Raw genomic sequence first — 23,388 nt, forward strand, 5'->3', positions numbered from 1 at the left:
GCTATCCCCAATTAAGCGGCTGGAAGCGACTGCCCTTCGCTTGGGCAGGCGCATGCGTCAAGTGCGGGAGGTAAAGCTTTCCGCTTCCAACCCCAGCCGTCATTGCGAGCGCAGCGAAGCAATCCAGAGCGTTCCGCGCGACACTGGATTGCTTCGCTGCGCTCGCAATGACGGCTGAAAGCAATGCAGAAACGAAAAAGGCCGGACTTTCGCCCGGCCTCTTCATCATTCACATTCGGTAAGGAAACCCGATCAGTTCAACCGCGACAGCCCCGCGATTGTGCGATCGACCAGCGGCTTGTCCGCCGCCGCACCATGCTTGTCGGCGATGATCGCGGTGGCCGCACGCGCTGCCGCGTCCGCCGCCTTCGCGCGAATCTCGGCGATTGCGGTGCGTTCGGCAGCCGAAATCTTGTCTTCGGCCATCTTGGCGCGGCGCGCGGTCAGTTCCGCCGCATCGACTTCGGCCTTGGCGATGATGCCCTGCGCCTCGGCTTCGGCGTGATGCACCATCTCGGCGGCCTGCGCTTCGATCGAGGCGATCTTGGCGGCATATTCGTCGCGCAGCGCTTCCGCTTCGGCGCGCAGCGCCTTGGCTTCGTCGAGCCGCAGCTTGATCGCCGCGATCTGGTTGTCCAGCCCGCGCGTGATCAGCGACGGCACCTTCTTCCAGATCAGGATGGCCAGGAACACCGCCATCGCCAGCGATACGACGACGGTCGCGTTGACCACGCCGAAAATCGCCGGGTCGGCATAGCCCGCAGGGACATCGGCCTGCTCAACGGTCAGCGCTTGGGCACCGGTATTCGGCACGGCCATGCCTTCGCCCTGTGCGGCTTCGGAGAGGTTCTGCTGAACCTCCAGCGAACCGGCGGAGAGATTGCCCGGATTAGCCATGCGCCATCGCTGCCTTCACTGCCGAACGCGCATCGGCGTCGGTGACTTCCGCGCCCGACAGGCGAGCGACGATGTCGCGCGCCGCATCGGCCGCGACGATTTCGATCTCGGCCATCGCAGCCTGCGATGCCCCGGCGATCCGCGCTTCGGCCTCGGCGATCCGCGTCGCGGTCGCCTCGTTTGCCTTGGCAGTCGTCGCCTCGCTGTTCGCGGCGGCGGTTGAACGCGCCGCCCCGATCAGCTTTTGCGCCTCTTCACGCGCGGCATTTTCTTCCGCACGCCACTTTTCCTCGGTCGCGTCCGCGGCTGCACGGGCAGCATCGGCAGCGGCCAGGTCGTCGCTGACCATCTTGTCGCGCTTGTCCGACGTCCCCTGCACCTTGGACGCGATGCCCCGGCCGATGACAAAATAGACGAGCCCGAACGTCACCAGCAGCCAGAAGATCTGCGAGGCGAAGGTTTCGGCGACTTGAGCGATTTGAGGCATGGTTACTTCCTGATCGTCCGCCCGGCCCGCACCCTAATGAATGCGAACCGGGAAATTCGGATGTCGTGTAGGGTTACGCGACGAAGATCAGCAGCACTGCAACGACGAAGGCGAGCAGGCCGAGAAGTTCCGCGGCCGCGAAGCCGATGAACAGGCGGCCCTGCTGGCCGTCTGCGGCACCCGGATTGCGCAGTGCGCCTTCCAGGAACTTGGCGAACACGTTGCCCACCCCGAGTGCGGCCAGGCCTGCACCAATTGCTGCCAGACCGGCACCCAGCAACTTCGCTGCTTCTGCGTCCATGATAATGCTCCTTAGGATAATCTGTTTGGTTGTTGTTACGGTTTGAAAACGAAACTCAATGCAGATGCTCGGCGTCGTTGATGTACAGCGACGTCAGCAGCGCGAAGACATAGGCCTGGATCCCCGCGACCAGCAGTTCGAGTGCCGAGACGCCGATCATCAGCGCAAAGCTGGGGATGCCCACCAGCAGCCCGGTGCCGATCCCGGCCTGACCACCGGCGACGACGAAGCTCGCCAGCACCTTCAAAAGGATATGCCCCGCGGTCATCGCGACGAACAGTCGCAGCGCCAGGCTGAACGGGCGGACCATGAACGACACCAGCTCGATCACGAAAATGAGCGGCAGCAGCAGCATCGGCGTGCCATGCGGCACGAACAGCGAAAAGAAGTGGAAGCCATGCTTCCAGAAACCGACGATCAGGACGATGCCGAAGCTCATGATCGCGAGCACGCCGGTGACCGTGAAATGGCTGGTCACGGTAAACGGGTGCAGCCCGACCAGGCCCAGCGGCAACAGGCCGATCAAATTGGCGAACAGGATGAACATGAAAAGCGAGAAGACGTAAGGGAGGTATTTCCGCCCTTCCGCGCCGATATTCGCTTTCAGCAGGTTATCGATGAAGCCGGTGAACCCCTCGACCATCATCTGCCAGCGGCCGGGAACGACCTGCTGCTTCATGCCGCCGAGCATGAATGCCCACAAAGCGATCACGGTCGCGATCATCCACACCGCCGAATTGGTGACGGCGATCTGCTGACCGAACAGCGAGAATCCTTCCCAGACATTCTGCACCTCGAACTGGTGCATCGGGTCGATCTTGCCTTGCTCCGCCACGCTGCGTCCTAGTCCTTAAGCCATTTGACCAAAGCGCCCGAAATCACTTCGAGCGCTTGTTGGAAAGCCGGATGATGTTCCTGAAGGCGCTCGCGATCCCAAGACCGAGCAGCGTCAACAGGAGCCAGGGAGAGGTGCCCAGAAAGCGATCGAGTACCCACCCGATCAATGCACCGCCGACCATTCCCCCGATCAGTTCGGCGAGCACGCGCTGGCCCAGACGCTCGTCGTCCTGGCCCTTGTCGCGCGCCCGTCCCGACCGGATCGCCTCATCGGTTTTCGCCTTGTCGAGCCGCTGGTTCAGCGACGTGATTCGGGCGTCCTCCGGGAGGGGGTCTAGTCCGGGCTCCTGCTCTGCCATCGCTCACTCCCGCAAAAACCGTATCCGGCGCGGCCATGAACAAATGACGAAACGAAGAGCCCGCCAAGGCGCGGCCCGTTTAGAAACGGTCCCCCTTCGAGTCAACCTTGCCAGCGCACGTCCGATCGTCGCATTGGACACTTTATGTCGCCCACTTGCAACAGCCTGCGCCTTGTCGCCCTGCCCGTCCTCTTGCTGGTTGCCGGATGCGGGGAAAGCGCCGAAGCGGACAACGCCGCCGGGCCCGTCGCGAACGCCTCGGATGCCGTAGCGTCAACTCCAGCCCAGCCCTCCGAACCGGGTCGCGTGGTCCACACGATCGCTCCCGCCGCGCGCGATCATGCCGGGCTGGTCGCACTGCTCGATGCCGATGCGGCGCGCGGGCGTGCGGTGATGGAAGCGGCGTCGAAAGGTTCGCAAGCATCGCGCGGTTGGCGAAAGGACTGGCGCGTCACGGCGCGTACCAGCCGCCTGATCGCCGTCGCCGCCGAACGTGTGGCACCCACGCAGACGGATGCGCTGCTGCGCACCGACGCAGTGCTGTGGGACACGCGCGGCGAACGCCCACTGACCGCCGAACGCCTGTTTACCGACCCGGTCGCAGCAATAGCGCTGATCGAGACCGCATTTTGCGAAACGCTTGAGGCGGAACGCGCGCGCGAACACGGCTTCGACCGCGCGCGCAGCCCCTGCCCCGGCGTCGAAGCCGGCCATTTCGCGTGGGAAGCGGTCGGCGGCGATCTGATTTCGCGGCTATCGATGCACTTCCCGGCGGAAGCTTTGGGAGAGACCGGGCCGGGCTATCGCATCGCGGTGCCGGTGGGCGGTGAATTGCTTCCGCTGATCCGCACCGAATATCGACCCGATTTCGCGGCGAGGGAATAACCTACCCCACTCCCAAGAAATCCGTTGGTGTCGAGTAGGGGTCGAGCTTGTCGAGAACCCGTATCGAGACAGGCCCTTCAAAACCACCTCCCTCGATACGCCTTCTCGACTTCGCTCGAAGGCTACTCGGGACAAACGGAGGGGGATTCAGAGTATCGCCACCTCACCCGTTCATCCCGAGCGAAGTCGATGGGCTTTGCCGAGCGCAGCCGAGGCCTCTTCTTCCGTTCTCGCTTCGCTCGAACATGCCCCTCGACTTCGCTCGGGACGAACGGGGTTTCGGTTAGTACCAACAAATAAGGCCGGAGCTTCCGCTCCGGCCTCTCAATTAACTCAACTCTCAGGCCGCGCGTCACACGCACCGCGGATCGCGCTGTGGCGGTCCACTCCCCCGCGTTTGCCACGACCCGTCGGGGGCTTGATATTTCTCTCCCGGCGATGTCCGCGCGATCAGGTTGCAGCCCGATACGAACGCGAATTGCTCGACCGAAGCCGAATTGGCCGCGCGCCGCGTGTACGCGGCCTTGCGCCGGATATTGATGTCATTAACCATCGACCGCAGTTCGGGCGTCGCCGACCCGACGATCCCCAGATAGCCATCGACCTTCTCGCCGACCTGGCCCGCCTCGCGCGCGGCCTCGTATGCCGGGTCGCGCTGTGCGTGCGCCACGCCGACCGCGCCGGTCGTGGCGATCGCCGCGGCTCCCAGCGTCATCAGCATCTTGGTCACGATACGCATCAGAAAATTCCTCGATTCTGTTCGATGAGGGCCTTTGCCTCACCATCCAACCTATACACCACTTCCTGGGTGATGTTGATGTTCAGGTTGATCTCGATCGGCTTGTCGGGCGCGTTTACGGTGACGCACCCCCCAAGGCCGGTCGATCCGATCGCGGCGAGCATCACCGCCATCAACCCTTTCCCAGTAGCTGAACCTCTCATGGCATTTCCTCGCTTTCGGGGGGCTGAACGGGATCGCCCGTTATGGTTTCGCGACGAACCGCGTCCGGCCCGTCGTCCTGATTTTGCTGGCGTTCCTGGGCATCGAGCAGCGCGGGCAGGTTGCGCTCGATCAGCCGCGTCGGATCGTAATAGCTACGCACCGAATCGAGCAACTGTCGGAACGGCGCTTTGACGCGCAGATTGAAGATGATCGGCAGCCGCGCCAACCGCTTGGTGATGAAATTCGAACTCGCGCCCTCGCCCTGGCTTACACCGGCAAAGCGGATTGCGGTGACCATCTCGCCCGCGATCGGCCCGTCGATGTTGATCGTCAAATTCTCGTAATCGAGCGATTTCAGCGCATCGAACGCGAAATTGCCCCAGGTGCCGAGATTTTCCTGACTGATCTCCCCGACATAGGCGACATTGCCGCCGCCTTCCCTTGCAGTCAGGCGCCCGCCCTCGATCCGGCCACCATTCTCATCGAAAATCATCGGCAATTCGCCGTCGAAAATGCCGGTGACGAGCAGATTGTCGAACTCGAACTGCTGGACGAATTGCGCGGCATCGACGCCCTCGACCCGGAAGGTCATCCGCCGCTCGGTCGTTTGCGAAAAATCGAGCAGCGTCGGCTCCAGGATCATCTTGCCCCCGGCCAGCGGCCATTCGCCGCCCAGCACCTGGACCTTCTGATCGCCGACCAGTTGATAGCGCACGATCCCGTTTTCGACCGCGATCCCCGGATTGACCACCGCGATCGCCGCCGACTGGTCCGGTGCGGACACCAGCCCCAGTAGGTCGGTGAATTCAAGCTTGCCGGATATTCCTTCGACCGGACCAAAGGCAGCGGCCAAATCCATGTCCTCTGTCGCGAAAATGCCGGTGGAGGTCACCGCCTGCGGCGACCAGGCGATCCGCGCGTCGCCCGCAATGCTTCCCTGCACATCGGCGATCACGCCGAAGGTCAACCGCGTCAGTTCCTCGGGCTGGAAATCGTCGCTGAAGGTGATGCCGGTCACATCCAGATTGGCTTCGCCCGCGCCCGCACCCAGATCATGAACGATATCGACATCGGCGACCTTCACCCGCTTGTCGGGATGGACCAGCGCGCCGCTCGCGCGAATGTCGTTGCCGCGCAGCGTCAGCGCGACATTCTCGCCCCGCAGCGGCACGAAGCGCGGGTCGGGCGCGGCATCGGCGACCATCAGCGCGCCGCCGACACTCAGCAATCCATCCGCCAGCGACCAGTCGCCCACAGCATCGGACAGCAGCAAAGGCACATTCCCGATCTGACCGCTGGCATCGGCATAAGCCCCGTCGATCCGCGCGCCCGCGACCCGCCCGTCGAGCGTCGCGATGTCGAGCCGCGACACGCGCTCGCTATCCCCGAGCCGCGTTTCCACCCCGGTCAGCGCGAAGCGATTATCGGCGAGGAAATAGCGCGCTGACTGCGCCGCGATCGTCACCGGATTGCTCCCCAGCCGACCGCCCAGCCGGGCATTCGCGATCCGCATCCCGCCGCCAAGCGTGCTGCCATCAACCCGCACCATCGCCGCGCCTTCAGGACATACGGTCATCCGCGACGGATCGAGCGTCAGTGCAGAGACCTCCAAACGCTGGAACGCCATCGGCACGCACCCCGGATTGACGGTCAGCGCCGTTCCGCCGCCCCAACGCGCATCGATCGGCATCACCAGCCCATCGACCCGCCCGGCAGAAAACGGCCCCGACAGCGTCGCCCGCGTCGTAATGCGCGTCCGCCCATCGGCAGTCGCGGAAAAATCGACCGGCGTCATCGCCAGCGCCGCGCCATTTGCGGCATAGGGCGACAGGATCGCAGTACCGGTCACCGGTGCGAAGGGCGCCGCCTGCGACACCCGCACCACGCCTTGCGGCAATCCGCCGCCCGCCAGCGTCAGCAATCCGTCGAGCGTCATGCCCGGTCGTGCATCACCGCCCCAGCGATAACGTACCCCCTGCCCGTCGGAAACCGTCGCCCGCGCGCCGCTCGCGGCATTGGCATCCAACCGTGCCAGCCGAAACTCGCCTTCGCCGCCGACCAGCCGCGCCTCGATCTCGCTGGTAAGGTCGAACCGCCGCCCCGCCGCGACCAGCGCGCGACCCAGCTCGACCGCCAGCGGCGCGACCGGCGTGCCCTGCGCCGCCGACAGCGACGATGCGATGCGCCGAACGCTGGCGGGGGCCAGGCTCGCGCCGCGCGCGCCGACCCCGCCCTGCCAGGTCAGCCCGCGCGTTCCCGCCTGATAGCGGCCATCGACCGACAGCGCCGCCCCGCTCACGCCCTCGACCGCAAAGCCGCGCGACGCGAGATCGACCGCGCCCGTCGTCGCCTGCGCGCTGCCCGAAAAACTGACCGTACCGGCAATCCCATCGACCCGCTGCGCACCCATCGAAGCACGCTGCACCTGAACCCGCGCATTGCCCTGCCAGCGATCGAGCGCCTCGCCCAGCGTGGCGTCGAGCGCAATCTCGACAAACCGCGCCTGCGCCTCGCCGCATCCGAACGATGCCGCACGCAGCGGGCCGTTCAGCGTGGGCCGCGCATCCTCGATAGTGATTGCCGCGGTGGTCGCGACCCGCTCGCCGATGCACGTACCGATTTCCAGCCGCTCGGACACCGCCGCCGCGCGCCCGGAAAATCCGTCGTTCAGGCGCCCCGCACCCGCCAGCTTGACCCCGACGAGCCCGTACGGCGTCTCCAACCGCATCCGCGCATCGGCCACATCGGCGTTGATGTCGGGCAGCGCAAACGGCTTGCCCGAGGGCGGCGGCAGCATCTTGTCGATCTCGCCCAACACCAGCTTGCCATCGACCAGCCGCCCGCGCAGCCGCACCTGGCCCGCGCGCACCCCGGTCACCTCGATCCCGCCCAGATCGATGCTGGTCTGCACCTCGACCCAATCGGCGACCAGATCGGGCGCGGCGGGATCGCCGATCACCAGGTCGGTCAGCCGCTGCGTACCGAAGCCGATCTGGTCGATGGTATAGCGCGCCTCGACATCGCGCTTGGCGAGTTCGGACTCGACGAAATTCTCGGCAATGCCGAAACGCTGCGTCCACACGCCGATCATCGCCGCAAGCGATACGCCCGCAAAGGCGAACGCGACCTTTCGACGACGCGACATGGGGGGCCAGGCGATCCTGCCCTTGCGGATCGCCTCCCCCAGATCTTCCGGCTCGTCGTCCAAACGCGTAGTCTTCCCTCTCGACACGAACTGCCTTCGTCACGACCGCAGCGCTCAACGTCAAGCACTTGCGATTGCACGACGCAGTCGCCTCGCCTAATCCTTCTTTCCGCATGAACGTTCCCGAAACCGGTAATTCAGGTCACCGCCAGCGACTGCGCGCGCGATTGTTCGAGCGCGAAGGATCGGGCCTGCTCGATCACGAGCTGATCGAATATCTCCTCGCGCTCGCGATTCCCCGCAAGGATACCAAGCCGCTGGCAAAGGCGCTGCTCCACCAGTTCGGTGGCATCGGCGGGGTGATGGCGGCGGATGCAGAGGCACTGATGCGCGTGCCCGGCATGGGCGAAACCTCGGTCGCGGCGATCCGCATCGCCCATGCGACCGCGATGCGGATGCTCGCGGCGCGCGTCGCCGAACAACCGATCCTGTCCAACTGGCAGGCGCTGATCGACTATCTCCACGCCGACATGGCGTATCAGGTGACCGAGCGCATCCGCATCCTGCATTTGAACACCGCCAACCGCCTGATCCGCGACGAACTGGTGGCCGAAGGATCAATCGATCAGGCGGCACTCCATGTCCGCGAAGTCATCCGCCGCGCGATCGATCTGGGCACCGCGTCGATGATCCTGGTGCACAACCACCCCAGCGGCGACCCCAAGCCCAGCCGCGCCGACATCGACCTGACCCGCGCGATCGTCCAGGCGGGCAAGCATCTGGGCATCGCCGTCCACGACCACGTCATCATCGGCGCCAGCGGGCATTCGAGCATGCGGGCGATGGGGCTGCTTTAGGAGCTTCGGGGCAGACCGACCCGCGAAATTCCGTCACCCCGGACTTGTTCCGGGGTGACGAGGGCGAGGAACAGTCGTTCTTCGAACCTCGGGAAATCACGCCGGATCCCACCTCACCGCGCAGGCGCATCCCCGCCCGGCGCCACCAGCGCCGCTTCGACCGTCACCGCAGGGCTGCCCTGAAAACTGACCGTCATCTGCGTGGTCCCGCCCGCCGCCAGTTCAGGCGACACGTCGAACAGCATCACATGCTTGCCGCCGGGCGCGAAATCCATCTGCGCGCCCGACCCCAGCGGCACGTTCTCGATCCGCTCCATCGACATCACGCCGCCCTGCTCCATGCTTTCATGCAGCTCGGTGCGCTTCGCCGCAGGCGTCGCCACCGACACCACCGCATCGTCGACCGCGCCGCCGACAAGCGTGAAATAGGCCGCAGCCGGACGCCCCGGCACCGCGGGCAGGCGAATCCAGGCGTTCGCGACCGTCGGCTCCGCAGACGCGGTAACGGCGCGCGTCCCTTCTGCCACTTCAAGATCGTTGGCAGTCGTCGCGGCATCTTCCGGCGCGCGGGTGCCGCAAGCGGCCAGCGCGAACGGGGCGACGATCAGCGCGGACAGGGTAAGAAAGCGCATGGGTGCGTCCTTTTTTGGGAGCGGGGGGAACCAATGCCGATGCCCTAATCGTCGCGGCTTCTTGCGGCAAGAAATACCCCACCTATATCGCCCATCACACCGGCTCGCGTCGCCCTTTCGGCAGCGCGGCCAACTTAACCTTTTGTAACTGGGGGCCAACGAGGGACTATGGCTAAAGTAATCGGAATCGATCTGGGCACGACCAACAGCTGCGTTGCCGTGATGGAAGGCGGCAAGCCCAAGGTCATCGAAAACGCCGAAGGCGCGCGTACCACGCCGTCGATCGTCGCCTTCGCCAAGGATGGCGAGCGACTGATCGGTCAGCCTGCCAAGCGTCAGGCGGTGACCAATCCCGACAACACCGTCTTCGCGGTAAAGCGCCTGATCGGCCGCCGCTTCGACGATCCGGTGACCAAGAAGGACACCGAGCTCGTCCCCTATGACATCGTCAAGGGCAAGAACGGCGACGCATGGGTAAAGGCCGGCGGTCAGGATTATTCCCCGTCGCAGATCAGCGCGTTCATCCTTCAGAAGATGAAGGAAACCGCCGAGAGCTATCTGGGCGAAACCGTGACGCAGGCGGTCATCACCGTTCCCGCATATTTCAACGACGCCCAGCGTCAGGCAACCAAGGACGCCGGCCAGATCGCAGGCCTCGAAGTGCTGCGCATCATCAACGAGCCGACGGCAGCGGCACTCGCCTACGGTCTCGACAAGAACGAGAACAAGACGATCGCGGTCTATGACCTTGGCGGCGGTACGTTCGACATCTCGATCCTCGAAGTCGGCGACGGCGTGTTCGAGGTGAAGGCGACCAATGGCGACACCTTCCTGGGCGGCGAGGATTTCGACGCCAAGATCGTGCAATATCTGGCCGACGGCTTCAAAAAGGATGAGGGCATCGACCTCACCAAGGACAAGCTGGCACTCCAGCGTCTGAAGGAAGCCGCCGAAAAGGCGAAGATCGAGCTGTCGTCGGCAGCCACGACCGAGGTCAATCTGCCCTTCATCACCGCCGACGCCAACGGGCCGAAGCATCTGGTCAAGGCGATCACGCGCACCGATCTGGAGCGGCTGGTCGAGGACCTGATCCAGCGCACGCTGACCCCGTTGAAAAAGGCGATGGCCGATGCAGGCGTCAAGAATGACGGCATCGACGAAGTCGTGATGGTCGGCGGCATGACCCGCATGCCCAAGGTCCGCGACGTCGTGAAGCAGTTCTTCGGTGGCAAGGAACCGCATGTCGGCGTGAACCCCGACGAAGTGGTCGCCATCGGCGCCGCAATCCAGGCGGGCGTGCTTCAGGGCGACGTCAAGGACGTGTTGCTGCTCGACGTCACCCCGCTGAGCCTCGGCATCGAAACGCTGGGCGGGATCATGACCAAGATGATCGACCGCAACACGACGATCCCGACCAAGAAGTCGCAGACCTATTCGACTGCTGACGACAATCAGCAGGCGGTGACGATCCGCGTCTTCCAGGGTGAGCGCGAAATGGCGCAGGACAACAAGATGCTGGGCCAGTTTGATCTGGTCGGCATCCCGTCGGCGCCGCGCGGCGTGCCGCAGATCGAGGTCACGTTCGACATCGACGCCAACGGCATCGTCAACGTGTCGGCCAAGGACAAGGGCACCGGCAAGGAACAGCAGATCCGCATTCAGGCATCGGGCGGCCTTGCCGATAGCGACATCGAACAGATGGTCCGCGACGCCGAACAGTTCGCCGAGGAAGATAAGAAGCGCCGTGCGGCGGCCGAGGCGAAGAACAACGCCGAAAGCCTGATCCACACGACCGAGCGCCAATTGGCCGACAATGGCGACAAGGTCGACGCATCGCTGAAGGGTGAGATCGAAGCGGCGATCGCGGAAGCCAAGACTGCGGTCGAAAGCGGCGATCCGGAGCAGATGACCGAAAAGAGCCAGGCGCTTGCTCAGGTTGCGATGAAGCTCGGCCAGGCGATCTACGAAAAGCAGGCGCAATCCGAAGCTTCGCCTGGGGCCGAAGGTGGCGACGCTGCGGCGGATGCCGGAGCCGAGGATGTGGTCGACGCCGAATTCTCGGAAGTGGACGACAACCAGAAAGCGTAAAGTGATGCCTATTTCCCGTCATGCCAGCGAAAGCTGGCATCTCATGCCGCAAGGGCGCGCTCTTGCCGCACGAGACTCCGGCTTCTGCCGGAGTGACGGGAAGGCAAGGCGGGGGCCGCGTACATGACCACCCAGATCGATTATTATGAGCTGCTCGGCTGTTCGCGTGACGCGGACGGCGCGACGCTCAAATCCGCCTATCGCAAGCTCGCGATCAAATATCACCCCGACAAGAATGGCGGGTGCAAGGAACACGAGGCGAAGTTCAAAGCGGTCAGCGAAGCCTATGACGTGCTTCGCGATCCGCAAAAGCGCGCGCTCTACGACCGCTATGGTCATGCCGGGGTGAACGGCCAGGGCGGGCATGCGGGCGCCCAGGATTTCGGCGGGTTCAGCGATATTTTCGAAAGCGTGTTCGGCGAATTCATGGGCGGCGGTCGCGCAGGCGGAGGCCGCGCCGGTCCGCGTCGTGGCGCCGATCTGCGCTACGACATGGAAATCAGCCTGTCCGAGGCGTTCCACGGCAAATCGACCGAGATCACTGTCGATGTGTCCAGCCTGTGCGACACCTGCGACGGATCGGGCGCGAAGCCCGGAACCGCGGCGCGCGCCTGCAACACCTGTAACGGGCACGGCAAGGTCCGCGCGCAACAGGGTTTCTTCGTCGTCGAGCGCGCCTGCCCGACCTGCCACGGCGCAGGTCAGGTTATCGCCGACCCGTGTGGCGATTGCCTGGGCGAAGGCCGCGTGGATAAGACCAAGACGCTCACCGTCAACATCCCCGCAGGCGTCGACGAAGGCACCCGCATCCGCCTGACCGGTGAAGGCGAAGCGGGCGCACGCGGTGCGCCTCCGGGCGATCTCTATATTTTCCTGCACGTTCAGCGCCACGCGCTGTTCGAACGATCGGGCACCACGCTCCACGCGCGGATGCCGGTGAGTTTCACCACAGCGGCGCTCGGCGGCGATATCGATATCCCGGGCCTCGACGGCGAAATCCACACCATTCACATTCCCGCAGGGATCCAGTCGGGCCGCGAACTACGCCAGCGCGGTTATGGAATGCCGGTGTTGCAGGGCCGCGGACGCGGCGACCTGGTCGTGCATGTCGATGTCGAAATGCCGCGCAAGCTGTCGCCCAAGCAGCGTGAACTGCTTGAGGCGTTCCGCGAGACGGAAACGGGGGAGGAATGCCCGCAATCAACCGGCTTCTTCGCCAAGATCAAGGCGGCATTGGGCTGAGCGTCGCGTCGGATACGGTCTGCCCCCGGCTATTGCTGGGTGAAGCGACCAAGGTGACGATCTCAACCTTCGCCGACCGTCCCCATTTGCTTGCGAACCCTCCCCCGTTCGTTTCGAGCGAAGTCGAGAAACCTGAGCTGAGTGCTCGCAGGTGTTTCTCGACTTCGCTCGAAACGAACGGTTGGGGAGCAACCGTGCTCCTGCGAAAGCAGGAGCGTTGGCCACCAATGACCGCTTACCCTACCCAGGACTCCTGCTTTCGCAGGAGCACCGATCTCTATCCCGCCAGCGCCGTCGTCATCGCATCGGCGAGGTTCGCACTAGTGTACGGTTTCTGCACCACCGGCGTCCCCGCCAGATCGTCGGGCAGGTTGAGCTGATCGCCATACCCCGTCGCGAATATCACCGGCAAACCCTTTGCCTTGGCCGCATCGGCGATCGGCAGGCTGGTCTCTGCCCCCAGATTGACGTCGAGCACCGCGATCTGAAAATCGGTCGCGGCCATTTCTTCCAGTGCATGGACGATGGTCGCAGCAGTGACGACGCGGGTGGCACCCAGATCGGCCAGAATATCTTCCGCATCCATCGCGATGATCAGGCTGTCCTCGACCAGCAAGACATTGCCCGATAGCGGACGCGTTGCGGGGGCATCGGGCGAAGGCGGCGGCGTGTCGAGTTGCGCCTGATAGGCCTCCACATCGGCATTGACCTGATCCGGCGTCTGTTCGCCCATCACGATGTGGCGCCCGGGCACGCAGAATTCGGCCTCCATCCCGGTCATCGCGTAACGGATCTCGGCATGGCCGCCCAGATCATAGGGGATCGACCGTTGAATGATCGTCGATCCGAACCCTTGCCGCGTCGGTGGGGTCACCGCAGGCCCGCCGCGTTCGCGCCATTCGATGTGCAGGTCGGCATCGTCGTCGAGCCACCATTTGACCGCGACCGTCCCCGAATCGCTCAGCGCGCCGTATTTGGCCGAATTGGTCATCAGTTCATGGACGACCAGCGCCAGCGTCGAGAATGCCTGAGGCTTGAGCAGCGCCGCACCGCCGTCCAGCGTGACGCGCCCCGCACGCCCACCGAGATAAGCGGCGGCTTCGGTTTCGATCAGACGACGCAAGGGCGCGGGCGACCAGCTATCCTTGGTGATCTGGTCGTGCGCGCGGGCCAGCGCCTCGATCCGGCCTTCGAGCATCGCGATATAGGTTTTGGTATCTTGGCCCGGATCGCGCGACTGGCGCACCAGCCCGCGGATCAGGCTCAGGATATTACGGACGCGGTGGTTCAGCTCCGCGATCAACAATTCCTGCCGCTCATTGGCCTTGCGGCGTTCCTCGCGGGCATCGTCAGACAGGCGCAGCACCACTTCGATCAGCGCGGCGCGCAGCATTTCGGCGACACGGCGTTCGGCGTCGGTCCAGCTTTCGGAACAGCCGCGCACTTCCTGGCTCCATGCCTCGAAGCTCTTGCGCGGGGATAGCCGCGCACCGTTCGGGCCCCAGCTTGCGGGCTTGTGCGGATCGCCTGCCCAATTGACCGTGCGCACCTTTTCCTGACGGAACAGCAGCACATAATCGCGCGGGGAACGCGACACCGGAATGGCGAGCAACCCCGCCGCCACGTCCTGATACTCTTCGGCCGATGGCAGGACTTGCGCCAGCCGATCGGTGGCATAGACCCGCCCCGACGCCATCGCGTTCAGGCGGCGCACGATAACCGGGATCGCGGACGCAGGCGGCACGATGCCGCTCATCGCCACCTGGCCGTCGATCGAAATGGCGATGCCGTCGCAGGGGATGACGCTGCGCATCTGTTCGCCCAGCCATTCGGGATCGTCGAGCAGCCCCGCATCGCCCGCGACCGCCGCGATCATCCGGTCGCCGGTGGTGCGCGCACCGATTTCATAAGCCGACAGCGTCGCCCGCTCGCGGCTTTCCAGTTTAAGTGCGAACATCTGTCCGAACAGTTCGGCGACCGATCGCCGCTCGAAATCCGGACGGCGCGCCGAATAATGGTGGCAGGCGAACAGACCCCATAATTTGTCGTCGACGATGATCGAAATCGACAGCGATGCGCCGACGCCCATATTGGTCAGATATTCGATATGGATGGGCGACACCGCGCGCAGGATCGACAGCGACAGGTCGATCGGTGCCCCACGCTCGTCCAGCCGCGGCAGGATTGCGACTGGCGCTGCGGCGACATCGGAGATGATCCGGAACGGGTTGCGGATATACAGCTTGCGCGCCTGTGCCGGAATGTCGGTCGCGGGATAACGCAGATTGAGGAAACTGCCGATTCCCGATCGCGCCGCCTCTGCCACCACCGTCCCCGACCCGTCCTGGTCGAACCGGTAAACCATGACCCGGTCGAACCCGGTCAGTGCGCGGACCTGGCGTGCGCCTTCGCGAAACAGGTCGGGCAGCGTACCCGCATGGTCCAGCCGCGCCATCATCGCGCGGATCGTGCTGGCGGTATCGCCCAGCGGCGACGCCGACGACGCCTCACCCTCCAACACGATCGTGTCATCGACCATGTGCAGCGCGAAATCATAACGGCGCGTGCCCGCAGCAGTCGGAATCTTGACCCCGAACACGCGTTCGACCGCATCGGTCCCGCGCAGCAGGGTCAGGCGGTTGCGGATGGTGTGGACCGCGTCCTCGCCCAGATGATCGGTGGCATGGGTGCCGAGCAGATCGTCCGCCGATTTGCCGAACACGTCGCCGACATTGGCCGATGCACGCTTGATGAGCCAGTCGGGCGACAGCGCGATCAGGAAGCCGAACGGCTGAATCGCACCCAGTTCATGGATCGGCTCGCGATCGCAATTGGTCAGATCGACGTCGAAGTCGGCTTCGGCCACGCTTACTCTTTCACACGCCAGTTCCGACCGGCGCGCTCGAACAGGACAAAGGTCGCGAGCGCAGCATCGATGGCAGTTGCAGTTCGACCTTCGTCGTAAAGGATTTGGTCGATCGACGCGAGTAATTTGGCCCAATTGCCGGATTGCTGATGTGCATCAAGATATGACTTAGGAAATTCCTCGGGAACCTGTCGCGATAGAAATCGTCCACCGAGGCGCGAACCTTCGACGACATAGAGGATGCCCGCGAGATTAGGCTCCATATCCTCCCCACCGTTCGCATTGAGCTTATCGAAATGCTGTCCTTTTCTTCGTGCCAAGAAGGACAGGGATTGGTGCCATGCGCCGCCCTGCGGGTCGACATGCTCAGTCCGACCGGGGAGAGGTGGGGCGCTCAACGCCGCCAGGTCCGCGAGGATCAGATGCCCGCGCTTGCGCGTCTCCCAGTCCGGCGTGACGCTTTCCGCCCCCGCCGCATCCAGCGCCGCCTCCAGCGGCACCATCACCTCGGCATGAGCCGACAGGAACCGCACATAACTGTCGCGATCGGTCAGGTCATATCCGCCAAAGGCCGCATCGACGGTTTCGTGCGCGTGAGCGGTGGCCTCGCGCAGCCGTCGATGCGCTTGCTTCATGCGCCGAATACGCGGGCGAAGATCGTATCGACCTGACGGAAATGATAGCCCAGGTCGAACTTGTCCTCGATCTCCGCCTCGGACAGCGCGGCGGTGACTTGCGGATCGGCCTTGAGCAGATCGAGCAGCGAAAGTGCCCCGTCCGATTCCCACACTTTCATCGCGTTGCGCTGAACCAGCGTATAGGCATCCTCGCGGCTGACCCCGGCTTGCGTCAGCGCCAGCAGCACGCGCTGCGAATGAACGAGGCCACCCATCCGGTCCAAATTCTTCTGCATCCGCTCGGGATAGACAATCAGCTTGTCCATCACCCCGGTCAGCCGCGCGAGCGCGAAATCGAGCGTGATCGTCGCATCCGGCCCGATATAGCGCTCGACCGACGAATGGCTGATGTCGCGCTCGTGCCACAGCGCGACGTTCTCGAGCGCGGGCGTCACATAACCGCGCACCATGCGGGCGAGACCCGTCAGGTTTTCGGTCAGCACCGGATTGCGCTTGTGCGGCATCGCCGACGAGCCCTTTTGGCCGGGCGAGAAATACTCCTCCGCCTCCAGCACTTCGGTGCGCTGCAAATGGCGCACTTCGGTCGCCAGCCGTTCGATCGACGATGCGATGACACCCAATGTCGCAAAGAACATCGCATGGCGATCGCGCGGGATGACCTGCGTCGATACCGGCTCGACCGTCAGCCCCAGCTTGGCCGCGACATGTTCCTCGACGCGCGGATCGATATTGGCGAACGTCCCGACCGCGCCCGAGATCGCACAGGTCGCGACATCCTTGCGCGCCGCGATCAACCGCTCGCGGTTGCGCGCGAACTCGGCATAGGCCTGCGCCATCTTCAACCCGAAGGTGACCGGCTCGGCATGGATGCCGTGACTGCGTCCGATGGTGGGGGTCAGCTTGTGTTCGAATGCGCGGCGCTTAAGCACCTCAAGCAATCTGTCGAGATCGGCGATCAATATGTCCGACGCGCGCGCCAACTGTACCGCCAACGCGGTGTCGAGCACGTCCGAACTCGTCATCCCCTGATGCAGGAAGCGCGCATCGGGTCCGACCTTTTCCGATACCCAGGTCAGGAACGCGATCACGTCATGCTTGGTCACCGCCTCGATCGCGTCGATCCGCTCGACATCGATCTCGCCCAGCGTGTCGTTCTCCAGCACCGCCATGATCGCATCGGCGCTGTCCTGCGGGATCATCCCCACCTGCCCCATCGCCTGCGCGGCATAAGCCTCGATTTCGAACCAGATGCGAAAGCGCGCGGCGGGCTCCCAGATGGCGACCATGTCGGGGCGGGCATAACGGGGGACCATCGGGCAACCTCATTTTGGCAAGCTGAATATCGGTTCATCGCAGGAATCGATCGATTCCGCGACGAGTTGCGCCTTAGCAGGGGCTAAAGGATGGGACAAATTCTGGCTTGGTGCATTTATAACCCCATATTCCACTTGCAGCGTGACAATCACGCTACAGTTTCCAAGGGACGCAACCTCCCAGTGCGACCCGCCCATAACAGGAGAAATCCCATGTTGAAATATGCTTTTCTTGCTGGCGCGATGGCCATTGCTTCGCCTGCACTTGCCCAGGACATGCCGGTTCAGGACGCTACTGGCGGTCAGGACGTACCGATGACGCAGGATACTGCGCCCGCACCTGACCAGACCATGACACCCGCGCCCGAAAGCGATGTTCAGGCAGAGGCGGAATCGACCGTCAGCGCCGATGCATCCACGCAAGGTGCGGCAACGCCCGAACAGATCGAACAACTCGTCGACACCCAGTTCGCGACCTATGACAAGGACTCCAAGGGCGAGTTGAGCGAAGAACAGTTCGGCGAATGGATGGTGGCATTGCGCTCGGCCAGCGAGCCGAACCTCCAGCCCGATGCGCCAGAGACCCAGCAATGGATCGGCCAGGCGTTCGCGCAAGCCGACGCCGACAAGAATGATGGCGTCTCAAAAACGGAACTGACTGGGTTCCTCGCCCCCAGCGCGTCCTAACCGACGCGCCCGACTGCCCCTCTGTTGGGGGTGAGGCATCCGCGGCCCGTCCGGCATTCCTTGCCGGGCGGGCCGTTTTGCATGGCCGCTATTTTCTCAATACCCGTCACCCCGGCCGAAGTGCCGGGGTCCACCACGCGGCTTTTTGCAAGGCTTGTTGTCAAAGTTGCGCATGTGGCCCAGTGGACCCCGGCACTTCGGCCGGGGTGACGGCATCGGCTTGCCACCTGCCCAGACAGACTTGCGCACCCATCCATCCCGCCGCACATCTATCCCAATGGCAAAGCGCATTCTCACCCCGTCCGAAATCGACCTGGCGCGCAGCGTATTCGGCAGCGCCATCGACTATGCCGCCGCGCGCATTGCCAACCACAAATGGGCGTTTTTCCAGCCGAAACGCGTGACGATGGCCCCGACCGGCACCATTCATTTCCACCCCGACAGCCATGCCTATTGCGACGATTTCGGCTGTGCCAGCCTCTCGCTACAAGGCCATTTCATCCACGAGATGACGCATATCTGGCAGCATCAGGCGGGCATCTGCCTCCCCCTCGCGCGCCACCCGTTCTGCCGCTATCACTACAGCATCAAACCCGGATGGCCGCTGCGCCGCTACGGTCTCGAGCAACAAGCCGAAATCGTCCGCCACGCCTTCCTGCTCAGGCGCGGGGCCAGCGTCTCCGGTGCGCCCGACGCCCGCCAATATGAGAGCATCCTGCCGTTTCGGTGATCGGAGCGACGCCTTACCAGAAGGCGATGGCCAGCCCGATCAGCGCGCCCATTTGCAGCGCCGCGATCAGTTGAAGCCGTGTCGAGAATGGCTCCTTGCGCGTCTTGTGTCGAAACAGGCTGCGCGCCGCGAACGCGCCCGGCGATCCACCGATCAGCGCCAGCCACAGCAGATCGGCTTCCGGGATGCGGCGATCGCCGGCACACGCGCGTCGCTTGTCCTGCCAGAAGCGCAAGACCGTCCAGCAATTGATGCCGAACAACAACGCGAAACCCGGAATGATCAGCGAATTCATTGTTGGTGACTAGGCTGATCGCGGTTTCAAAAGGAGTGTGTCGGGCGCACGCCTCGAAAAAGAATCAGAGAACGCGCTGGCTCACCAGCCGTAGCCATCATCCTCTTGCGGTCCATCGCGATGCGGCACATCCTCTACCCGCATCGTCTCGCGATTTCGCCGCTGCATCTCGCGCAACCGGTCATCCACGTCGCGCCGCGTCAGCGGGCGCTCATCGGCATAGCGCTCGTCGGCATAGCGTTCCTCGTAATAGCCACGCTCGCGCAGTCTGTCCTCGCGACGCTCTCTCGCCCGCGCCTCGCGTTCATAGCGCCGCTCGTACCGGTCAGCCCGTTCGCGCATCGCCCGCGCGCGACGGTCCTCGGCTTCCTCCCAGCGTACTTCCTCGCGCTCGTTGCCGCGCACCAGCACCGGACCGTCCTCGCCCGTCGTCACCAGTTCGTCGACGCCCTCCGGAAACTCCGCTTGTGCGCGCTGCTGGGTGGCGAGCGCCACCAGTTCGGCACGCCGGTCGGCCTCCGCCTTAGCCTTCTCCGCACGCGCCAGTTCGGCGCGCTCTGCCGCTTCGCGACGCCGCGTATCGGCATCCTGCGAGGCCGCAGCCGCCCGCTCCGCCGCGCCTGAATCGGGCACCGCCGCGCCGCCCATCGCGGTGCGTCGCTCCTCTTCGGTCAGCCCGCCGCACGCCGCGAGCATCAGCGGCAGGATCAATACGGACAAGCGCGGCGACATCACGGGCAAGCTCCAACAGGCGACAAGGCCCCAGCCTAACGCGGGATGCCCTCACGATAAAGTCACCCTTAGCATGGCGATTGTTAATCGCGGATTGCGCGCGCCTCAGCCCAGCGTCCGCACACTCCCGAACACCGACCAGTCGGTCCGGTCGGTCAGCAATTCCAGCCCCAGCGTTCCCAGCCAGCTATTCCCCATCGGGTCGAGCGCAGGCGAAAACACCGCGATCGACGCGCGGTGCGGGGCAATCGCCAATATCCCGCCGCCCACCCCGGACTTGGCGGGCAGGCCGACGCGGTATGCGAATTCGCCCGACCCGTCATATTGGCCGCACAACATCATTAGCGCCATGATCCGCCGCGCACGCTTGGCCGCCGCGATACCCCGCTCCTCGTCCGGCCCCTCGGTCGCATCGTCATGCATCAGGAAGCGTCCGGCACGCGCCAGCCCGCGCGCATCCAGCTGAATTGCGCACTGGGTGGCATAGGCGTCCATCACCGCGTCCAGATCATTGTCCAGATTGCCGTGATGCTTGGCCATGCTCATCAGCGACCGGTTCAGGTGACCGCCGGTCTTGCCGCTGTCGACCACGCCTTCGTCCAGCGCGATCGCTTCACCATCCAACATATGCTGTACGAAATCGACGACCTGCAGTGATTTGCGCCGCGTCGCCATCGACACCAGCGCATCGCACACCACCAAAGCGCCTGCATTGATGAACGGATTGCGCGGGATTCCCTTCAGCCGTTCCAAGTCGATGATCGAATTGAACGGATCGCCCGATGGCTCGCGCCCGACCCGATCCCACAGCGTTTCACCGCCTCCGGCCAGCGCCACTTCGAGCGCGAACAACTTCGAGATCGACTGGATCGGAAACGACACCCCGGCATTGCCCGCCGACACGCACTCGCCCTGCGCGGTGAACACCGCGATCCCGAATTGTTCGAAATCGCCCTTGTTCGGCGGCTTCTTGTCCTTGGCCTCGGCCGCCGCGACGGCTTCGTCATACAATGCAGGCGCACGGCCGCGAACGTCGCCGACGATGTCGTCGAGCAACTCCTTCAACCGCTCCGCAGTCCATTCCTTGCTTTCGCGCGTCACGTCATTCTCCCGCTTTCAGCAGGGACAACGCGCAGGCCAGCTCAAATTGCCGTCGCGGCCAGCCGTTCGGCCGTAATATCCTGCTTGACGCCGTGCAGCCGCGCCGATGGCCCGCTACGATCCACCAGCGCCGAAATCCGCATCCAGCGCAGTTCGCCGCGCGAATCGATGATCTGCGCATCCATGCGGAAACTGCCGCCAGTCGCGACCGCCTTCGACCGCAGCCGTTCCAGCTCGATCCGCGATTCGGGCAGATAATGCGCGACGGTCAGCCCACGTGCGGGCTCCTCGCCCCGCTCCATCGCGAACAAATCCCACACCCCCTGGCTCCAGCGCAGCCGTTCGGTCGCCAGGCAGCATTGCCACAACCCGATCCCGGTCATCGCCAGCGACCGGTCGATCGCGGGGTGAAGCATCGATAGCGGATCGCTTTCCGCACCGGCGGCGAACAGTGCGTCGATCAATCCCCGCTGGCGCTGCGTCTCGCCCGATCCCACGGCCAGTTGCCCGTGGCCGGTCGCGCGCGGCGTCGATAAGGATTGGCGATTCATGCCCGTCACGATAGCGTCCCCATGTTAACGTATATCTATCGTTATCACGTCGGAATGCGCTCGCAACCGTAAATGCGGGATTACTGCCCCTCGATCAGCCCGTCACGCAGCCCGCGTGCGAACTGCGCCTGCAAATGGTCGAGCGTGCGCCGATCGACCTGGGGCCGCTCGCGCGCCGTCTTGCCATCGCGCAGCCGTTTGCGATCGCGCTCGGGCGGGTCGACGACCCGCACCCGCACCGCCGCATGCCCCGCCGCGCGGATGCCCAGTTCCTCCGCCGCCCCGCGCGACAGATCGATGATCCGCCCGCGCGAAAACGGCCCCCGGTCGTTGACGCGAACCAGGATCGTCCGCCCGGTCGATAGCGCCGTCACCTCGACATAGGTCGGCAACGGCAACGTCTTGTGCGCCGCCGTCACGCCGCCGGGTCGAAACCGTTCGCCATTGGCGGTCTGGTTCCCGCTCTCATTCCCATACCAACTGGCATAGCCCAGCACGTCATACCCCGACTCGGCCCGCGGCACATGGGTCGCGCCCCGGATGGTGTAGGGCTTGCCGATCCGCACTGGCGTGTCGGACACCGGGCGGTAATCGGGGCGGGACGCGCAGGCGGAGAGGGCAAGGGCGAGCCCGATCGTTGCCGCCATACGCAGCCGCCTCGCCTCCCCTGTTCGCACGCGCATCCTACAGCGCCCGGAACAACCCGCTCATCACGCCCCATGCCCGCTCGGCCTGCACCTGGTCGTAGGCAGGGCTGTCGAGCACCGTCCAGCCATGGTCGGCGGGATAAACCTCGACCGTCGCCGCGCGTCCGGCCGCATCGGCGGCGGCCTTAAACACCGTCTTGTCGTTCGGCGCCTTGGCATCATCGTCCTGCGCAACCGCGATATGATAGCTGGCCCGCGTGCGGGGCAGCAGCTTGTGGGGGCTCGTCGGCTCCTCTCCGCGAACCAGCCCGCCGCCGTGCAGCGACACCGCCGCGCGCACTCGTGCCGGGACGGCGGCGGCGCTGAACACCGTGAACGGCCCGCCCATGCAATAGCCATGCGTGCCGACCCCGCGCTGCACGTCCACCGACGCCTGGCGGTCGAGCCAGCCGATCGCCGCGGTCGCATCGCGCATCACCGCTTCGGGGGTCAGTTGCTTGCGCCACGGCCCGACCTTCTGGAACCCGCCATCTGCGGCGAACCCGGCGAAATCCTTGAACTGATCGGACGGCACCGCCCGGTAATATGGATTGACCACCAGCACCGCATGCCCCTGCCGCGCCAGCCGCCGCGCCATCTCGCGAAACGCCTCTCGCACGCCCGCAATGTCGGGCCAGGTCAGGATCGCGGCGTGACGACCACTCGCGGGCCGCACGAAGAACGCATCCATCGTCCCGTCCGGCGTCGCAAAGCTGACCATCTCCTCGGTCAGCCCCTCCGCGTCGCCGCCGGTGCCGCCCGCCATCGGCGTACACGCCGCAACCGCACCCGCCGCACCCAGCAACGCGAACTGACGCCGGTTCATCGTCCAGTCGAAACCTTGTTCGCCCAGCGCCTTCATCTGCCGATCGTCACACATCGCATCGTCTCCTGTTTTGCGCTCGCGTCGCCGTCCACCACTTGGGGTGCCGAGCCCTTACCCATTCCAGTTCGTGCTGAGCTTGTCGAAGCACTGTCCTTTCTTCGTGCCAAGAAGTACAGCATTTCGACAAGCTCAATGCGAACGGATTTGGGTGATCCCCTTATCCTTCCCCCCTCGCAACTGGGATCGACTGCCCCTATCTCCCCTCTGGCCCCTCCGTCAGAACAAAGCTA

General features: G+C 64.5%; 24 protein-coding genes. 6 read left to right on the forward strand and 18 right to left on the reverse strand.

Going from position 1 to position 23,388, the window contains the following annotated elements; genetic code table 11:
- Positions 1 to 252: 252 nt before the first annotated feature.
- The 5 genes from ENHY17A_RS07630 to ENHY17A_RS07650 all read right to left on the reverse strand — a co-directional run bounded on the left by ENHY17A_RS07630 (position 253) and on the right by ENHY17A_RS07650 (position 2,881).
- A complete protein-coding gene (locus ENHY17A_RS07630; RefSeq protein ID WP_159711566.1) occupies positions 253 to 897 on the reverse strand; it encodes a F0F1 ATP synthase subunit B family protein in 645 nt (214 codons plus the stop codon).
- Positions 890 to 1,384: a F0F1 ATP synthase subunit B family protein gene (locus tag ENHY17A_RS07635; RefSeq protein ID WP_159711568.1), complete on the reverse strand. Its 495-nt coding sequence runs from the start codon at positions 1,382 to 1,384 to the stop codon at positions 890 to 892. Before ENHY17A_RS07635 ends, ENHY17A_RS07630 begins: the two co-directional genes overlap by 8 nt.
- A gap of 73 nt (positions 1,385 to 1,457) precedes the next feature.
- Positions 1,458 to 1,685, reverse strand: coding sequence for a F0F1 ATP synthase subunit C (locus ENHY17A_RS07640; protein ID WP_055927075.1), 228 nt, complete (start codon positions 1,683 to 1,685; stop codon positions 1,458 to 1,460).
- Between the two features lie 55 nt (positions 1,686 to 1,740).
- A complete protein-coding gene (locus ENHY17A_RS07645; protein ID WP_159711570.1) occupies positions 1,741 to 2,520 on the reverse strand; it encodes a F0F1 ATP synthase subunit A in 780 nt (259 codons plus the stop codon).
- A gap of 43 nt (positions 2,521 to 2,563) precedes the next feature.
- Positions 2,564 to 2,881 carry an AtpZ/AtpI family protein gene (locus ENHY17A_RS07650; protein ID WP_159711572.1) on the reverse strand — a complete coding sequence of 106 codons (318 nt, stop codon included), beginning with the start codon at positions 2,879 to 2,881 and terminating at the stop codon, positions 2,564 to 2,566.
- Between the two features lie 144 nt (positions 2,882 to 3,025).
- On the opposite strand from ENHY17A_RS07650, the gene ENHY17A_RS07655 reads away from it, so the two are divergent.
- Complete coding sequence (locus tag ENHY17A_RS07655) at positions 3,026 to 3,766, forward strand: hypothetical protein (RefSeq protein WP_236547804.1); 741 nt, start codon at positions 3,026 to 3,028, stop codon at positions 3,764 to 3,766.
- 352 nt (positions 3,767 to 4,118) lie between these two features.
- Here the strand turns inward: ENHY17A_RS07655 and ENHY17A_RS07660 are convergent, their stop codons facing one another.
- The 3 genes from ENHY17A_RS07660 to ENHY17A_RS07670 are packed head-to-tail and all read right to left on the reverse strand — an operon-like array spanning position 4,119 to position 7,854.
- Positions 4,119 to 4,505, reverse strand: a complete 387-nt coding sequence (locus ENHY17A_RS07660; RefSeq protein WP_159711576.1) for a YdbL family protein — start codon at positions 4,503 to 4,505, stop codon at positions 4,119 to 4,121.
- On the reverse strand, positions 4,505 to 4,708 hold the full coding sequence (locus ENHY17A_RS07665; protein ID WP_443018292.1) for a YnbE family lipoprotein: 204 nt from the start codon (positions 4,706 to 4,708) through the stop codon (positions 4,505 to 4,507). Before ENHY17A_RS07665 ends, ENHY17A_RS07660 begins: the two co-directional genes overlap by 1 nt.
- A complete protein-coding gene (locus ENHY17A_RS07670; RefSeq protein ID WP_159714308.1) occupies positions 4,705 to 7,854 on the reverse strand; it encodes a YdbH domain-containing protein in 3,150 nt (1,049 codons plus the stop codon). The genes ENHY17A_RS07665 and ENHY17A_RS07670 overlap by 4 nt, the downstream gene beginning before the upstream one ends.
- A 173-nt stretch (positions 7,855 to 8,027) precedes the next feature.
- On the opposite strand from ENHY17A_RS07670, the gene radC reads away from it, so the two are divergent.
- Positions 8,028 to 8,711: a RadC family protein gene (gene radC / locus ENHY17A_RS07675; protein WP_159711578.1), complete on the forward strand. Its 684-nt coding sequence runs from the start codon at positions 8,028 to 8,030 to the stop codon at positions 8,709 to 8,711.
- A gap of 113 nt (positions 8,712 to 8,824) precedes the next feature.
- Here radC and ENHY17A_RS07680 read toward each other — a convergent pair whose 3' ends face one another.
- On the reverse strand, positions 8,825 to 9,343 hold the full coding sequence (locus ENHY17A_RS07680; RefSeq protein ID WP_159711580.1) for a copper chaperone PCu(A)C: 519 nt from the start codon (positions 9,341 to 9,343) through the stop codon (positions 8,825 to 8,827).
- 168 nt (positions 9,344 to 9,511) lie between these two features.
- Here ENHY17A_RS07680 and dnaK point away from each other — a divergent pair, with 168 nt between their 5' ends.
- Both dnaK and dnaJ read left to right on the forward strand, forming a co-directional pair.
- Positions 9,512 to 11,431 (forward strand): molecular chaperone DnaK, encoded by a 1,920-nt coding sequence (gene dnaK, locus ENHY17A_RS07685; protein WP_159711582.1) that lies wholly within the window; start codon positions 9,512 to 9,514, stop codon positions 11,429 to 11,431.
- Between the two features lie 123 nt (positions 11,432 to 11,554).
- Positions 11,555 to 12,673, forward strand: a complete 1,119-nt coding sequence (gene dnaJ / locus ENHY17A_RS07690) for a molecular chaperone DnaJ (RefSeq protein ID WP_159711584.1) — start codon at positions 11,555 to 11,557, stop codon at positions 12,671 to 12,673.
- Positions 12,674 to 12,950: 277 nt separating this feature from the next.
- Here the strand turns inward: dnaJ and ENHY17A_RS07695 are convergent, their stop codons facing one another.
- The 3 genes from ENHY17A_RS07695 to purB are packed head-to-tail and all read right to left on the reverse strand — an operon-like array spanning position 12,951 to position 17,490.
- The gene (locus ENHY17A_RS07695; protein WP_159711586.1) at positions 12,951 to 15,539 is read right to left on the reverse strand and encodes an HWE histidine kinase domain-containing protein; all 2,589 of its coding nucleotides are present in this window, start codon (positions 15,537 to 15,539) and stop codon (positions 12,951 to 12,953) included.
- Positions 15,540 to 15,541: 2 nt separating this feature from the next.
- Positions 15,542 to 16,174, reverse strand: a complete 633-nt coding sequence (locus ENHY17A_RS07700; protein ID WP_236547805.1) for a biliverdin-producing heme oxygenase — start codon at positions 16,172 to 16,174, stop codon at positions 15,542 to 15,544.
- Positions 16,171 to 17,490 (reverse strand): adenylosuccinate lyase, encoded by a 1,320-nt coding sequence (purB, locus tag ENHY17A_RS07705; protein ID WP_159711588.1) that lies wholly within the window; start codon positions 17,488 to 17,490, stop codon positions 16,171 to 16,173. The genes ENHY17A_RS07700 and purB overlap by 4 nt, the downstream gene beginning before the upstream one ends.
- A gap of 213 nt (positions 17,491 to 17,703) precedes the next feature.
- Here purB and ENHY17A_RS07710 point away from each other — a divergent pair, with 213 nt between their 5' ends.
- Together ENHY17A_RS07710 and ENHY17A_RS07715 are read left to right on the forward strand one after the other, a co-directional pair.
- Positions 17,704 to 18,177 (forward strand): EF-hand domain-containing protein, encoded by a 474-nt coding sequence (locus ENHY17A_RS07710; protein ID WP_159711590.1) that lies wholly within the window; start codon positions 17,704 to 17,706, stop codon positions 18,175 to 18,177.
- Between the two features lie 277 nt (positions 18,178 to 18,454).
- Positions 18,455 to 18,907, forward strand: coding sequence for a vgr related protein (locus ENHY17A_RS07715; protein ID WP_159711592.1), 453 nt, complete (start codon positions 18,455 to 18,457; stop codon positions 18,905 to 18,907).
- A gap of 13 nt (positions 18,908 to 18,920) precedes the next feature.
- Here ENHY17A_RS07715 and ENHY17A_RS07720 read toward each other — a convergent pair whose 3' ends face one another.
- From ENHY17A_RS07720 to ENHY17A_RS07745, 6 genes are all read right to left on the reverse strand, one after another.
- Entirely contained in the window at positions 18,921 to 19,202 is a 282-nt protein-coding gene (locus ENHY17A_RS07720) for a DUF1294 domain-containing protein (protein ID WP_159711594.1), read from the reverse strand.
- 81 nt (positions 19,203 to 19,283) lie between these two features.
- The gene (locus tag ENHY17A_RS07725; protein WP_236547806.1) at positions 19,284 to 19,922 is read right to left on the reverse strand and encodes a hypothetical protein; all 639 of its coding nucleotides are present in this window, start codon (positions 19,920 to 19,922) and stop codon (positions 19,284 to 19,286) included.
- 117 nt (positions 19,923 to 20,039) lie between these two features.
- Positions 20,040 to 21,035, reverse strand: a complete 996-nt coding sequence (glsA, locus tag ENHY17A_RS07730; protein ID WP_201296361.1) for a glutaminase A — start codon at positions 21,033 to 21,035, stop codon at positions 20,040 to 20,042.
- A 41-nt stretch (positions 21,036 to 21,076) separates the two neighbouring features.
- On the reverse strand, positions 21,077 to 21,595 hold the full coding sequence (locus ENHY17A_RS07735) for a hypothetical protein (RefSeq protein WP_159711598.1): 519 nt from the start codon (positions 21,593 to 21,595) through the stop codon (positions 21,077 to 21,079).
- Positions 21,596 to 21,666: 71 nt separating this feature from the next.
- Positions 21,667 to 22,233, reverse strand: a complete 567-nt coding sequence (locus tag ENHY17A_RS07740; RefSeq protein WP_236547807.1) for a septal ring lytic transglycosylase RlpA family protein — start codon at positions 22,231 to 22,233, stop codon at positions 21,667 to 21,669.
- Positions 22,234 to 22,270: 37 nt separating this feature from the next.
- Positions 22,271 to 23,152, reverse strand: a complete 882-nt coding sequence (locus ENHY17A_RS07745) for a dienelactone hydrolase family protein (RefSeq protein WP_159711602.1) — start codon at positions 23,150 to 23,152, stop codon at positions 22,271 to 22,273.
- Between the last annotated feature and the right edge of the window lie 236 nt (positions 23,153 to 23,388).

Source organism: Sphingomonas sp. AX6, from assembly GCF_902506605.1.
Classification (GTDB): Bacteria; Pseudomonadota; Alphaproteobacteria; order Sphingomonadales; family Sphingomonadaceae; genus Sphingomonas.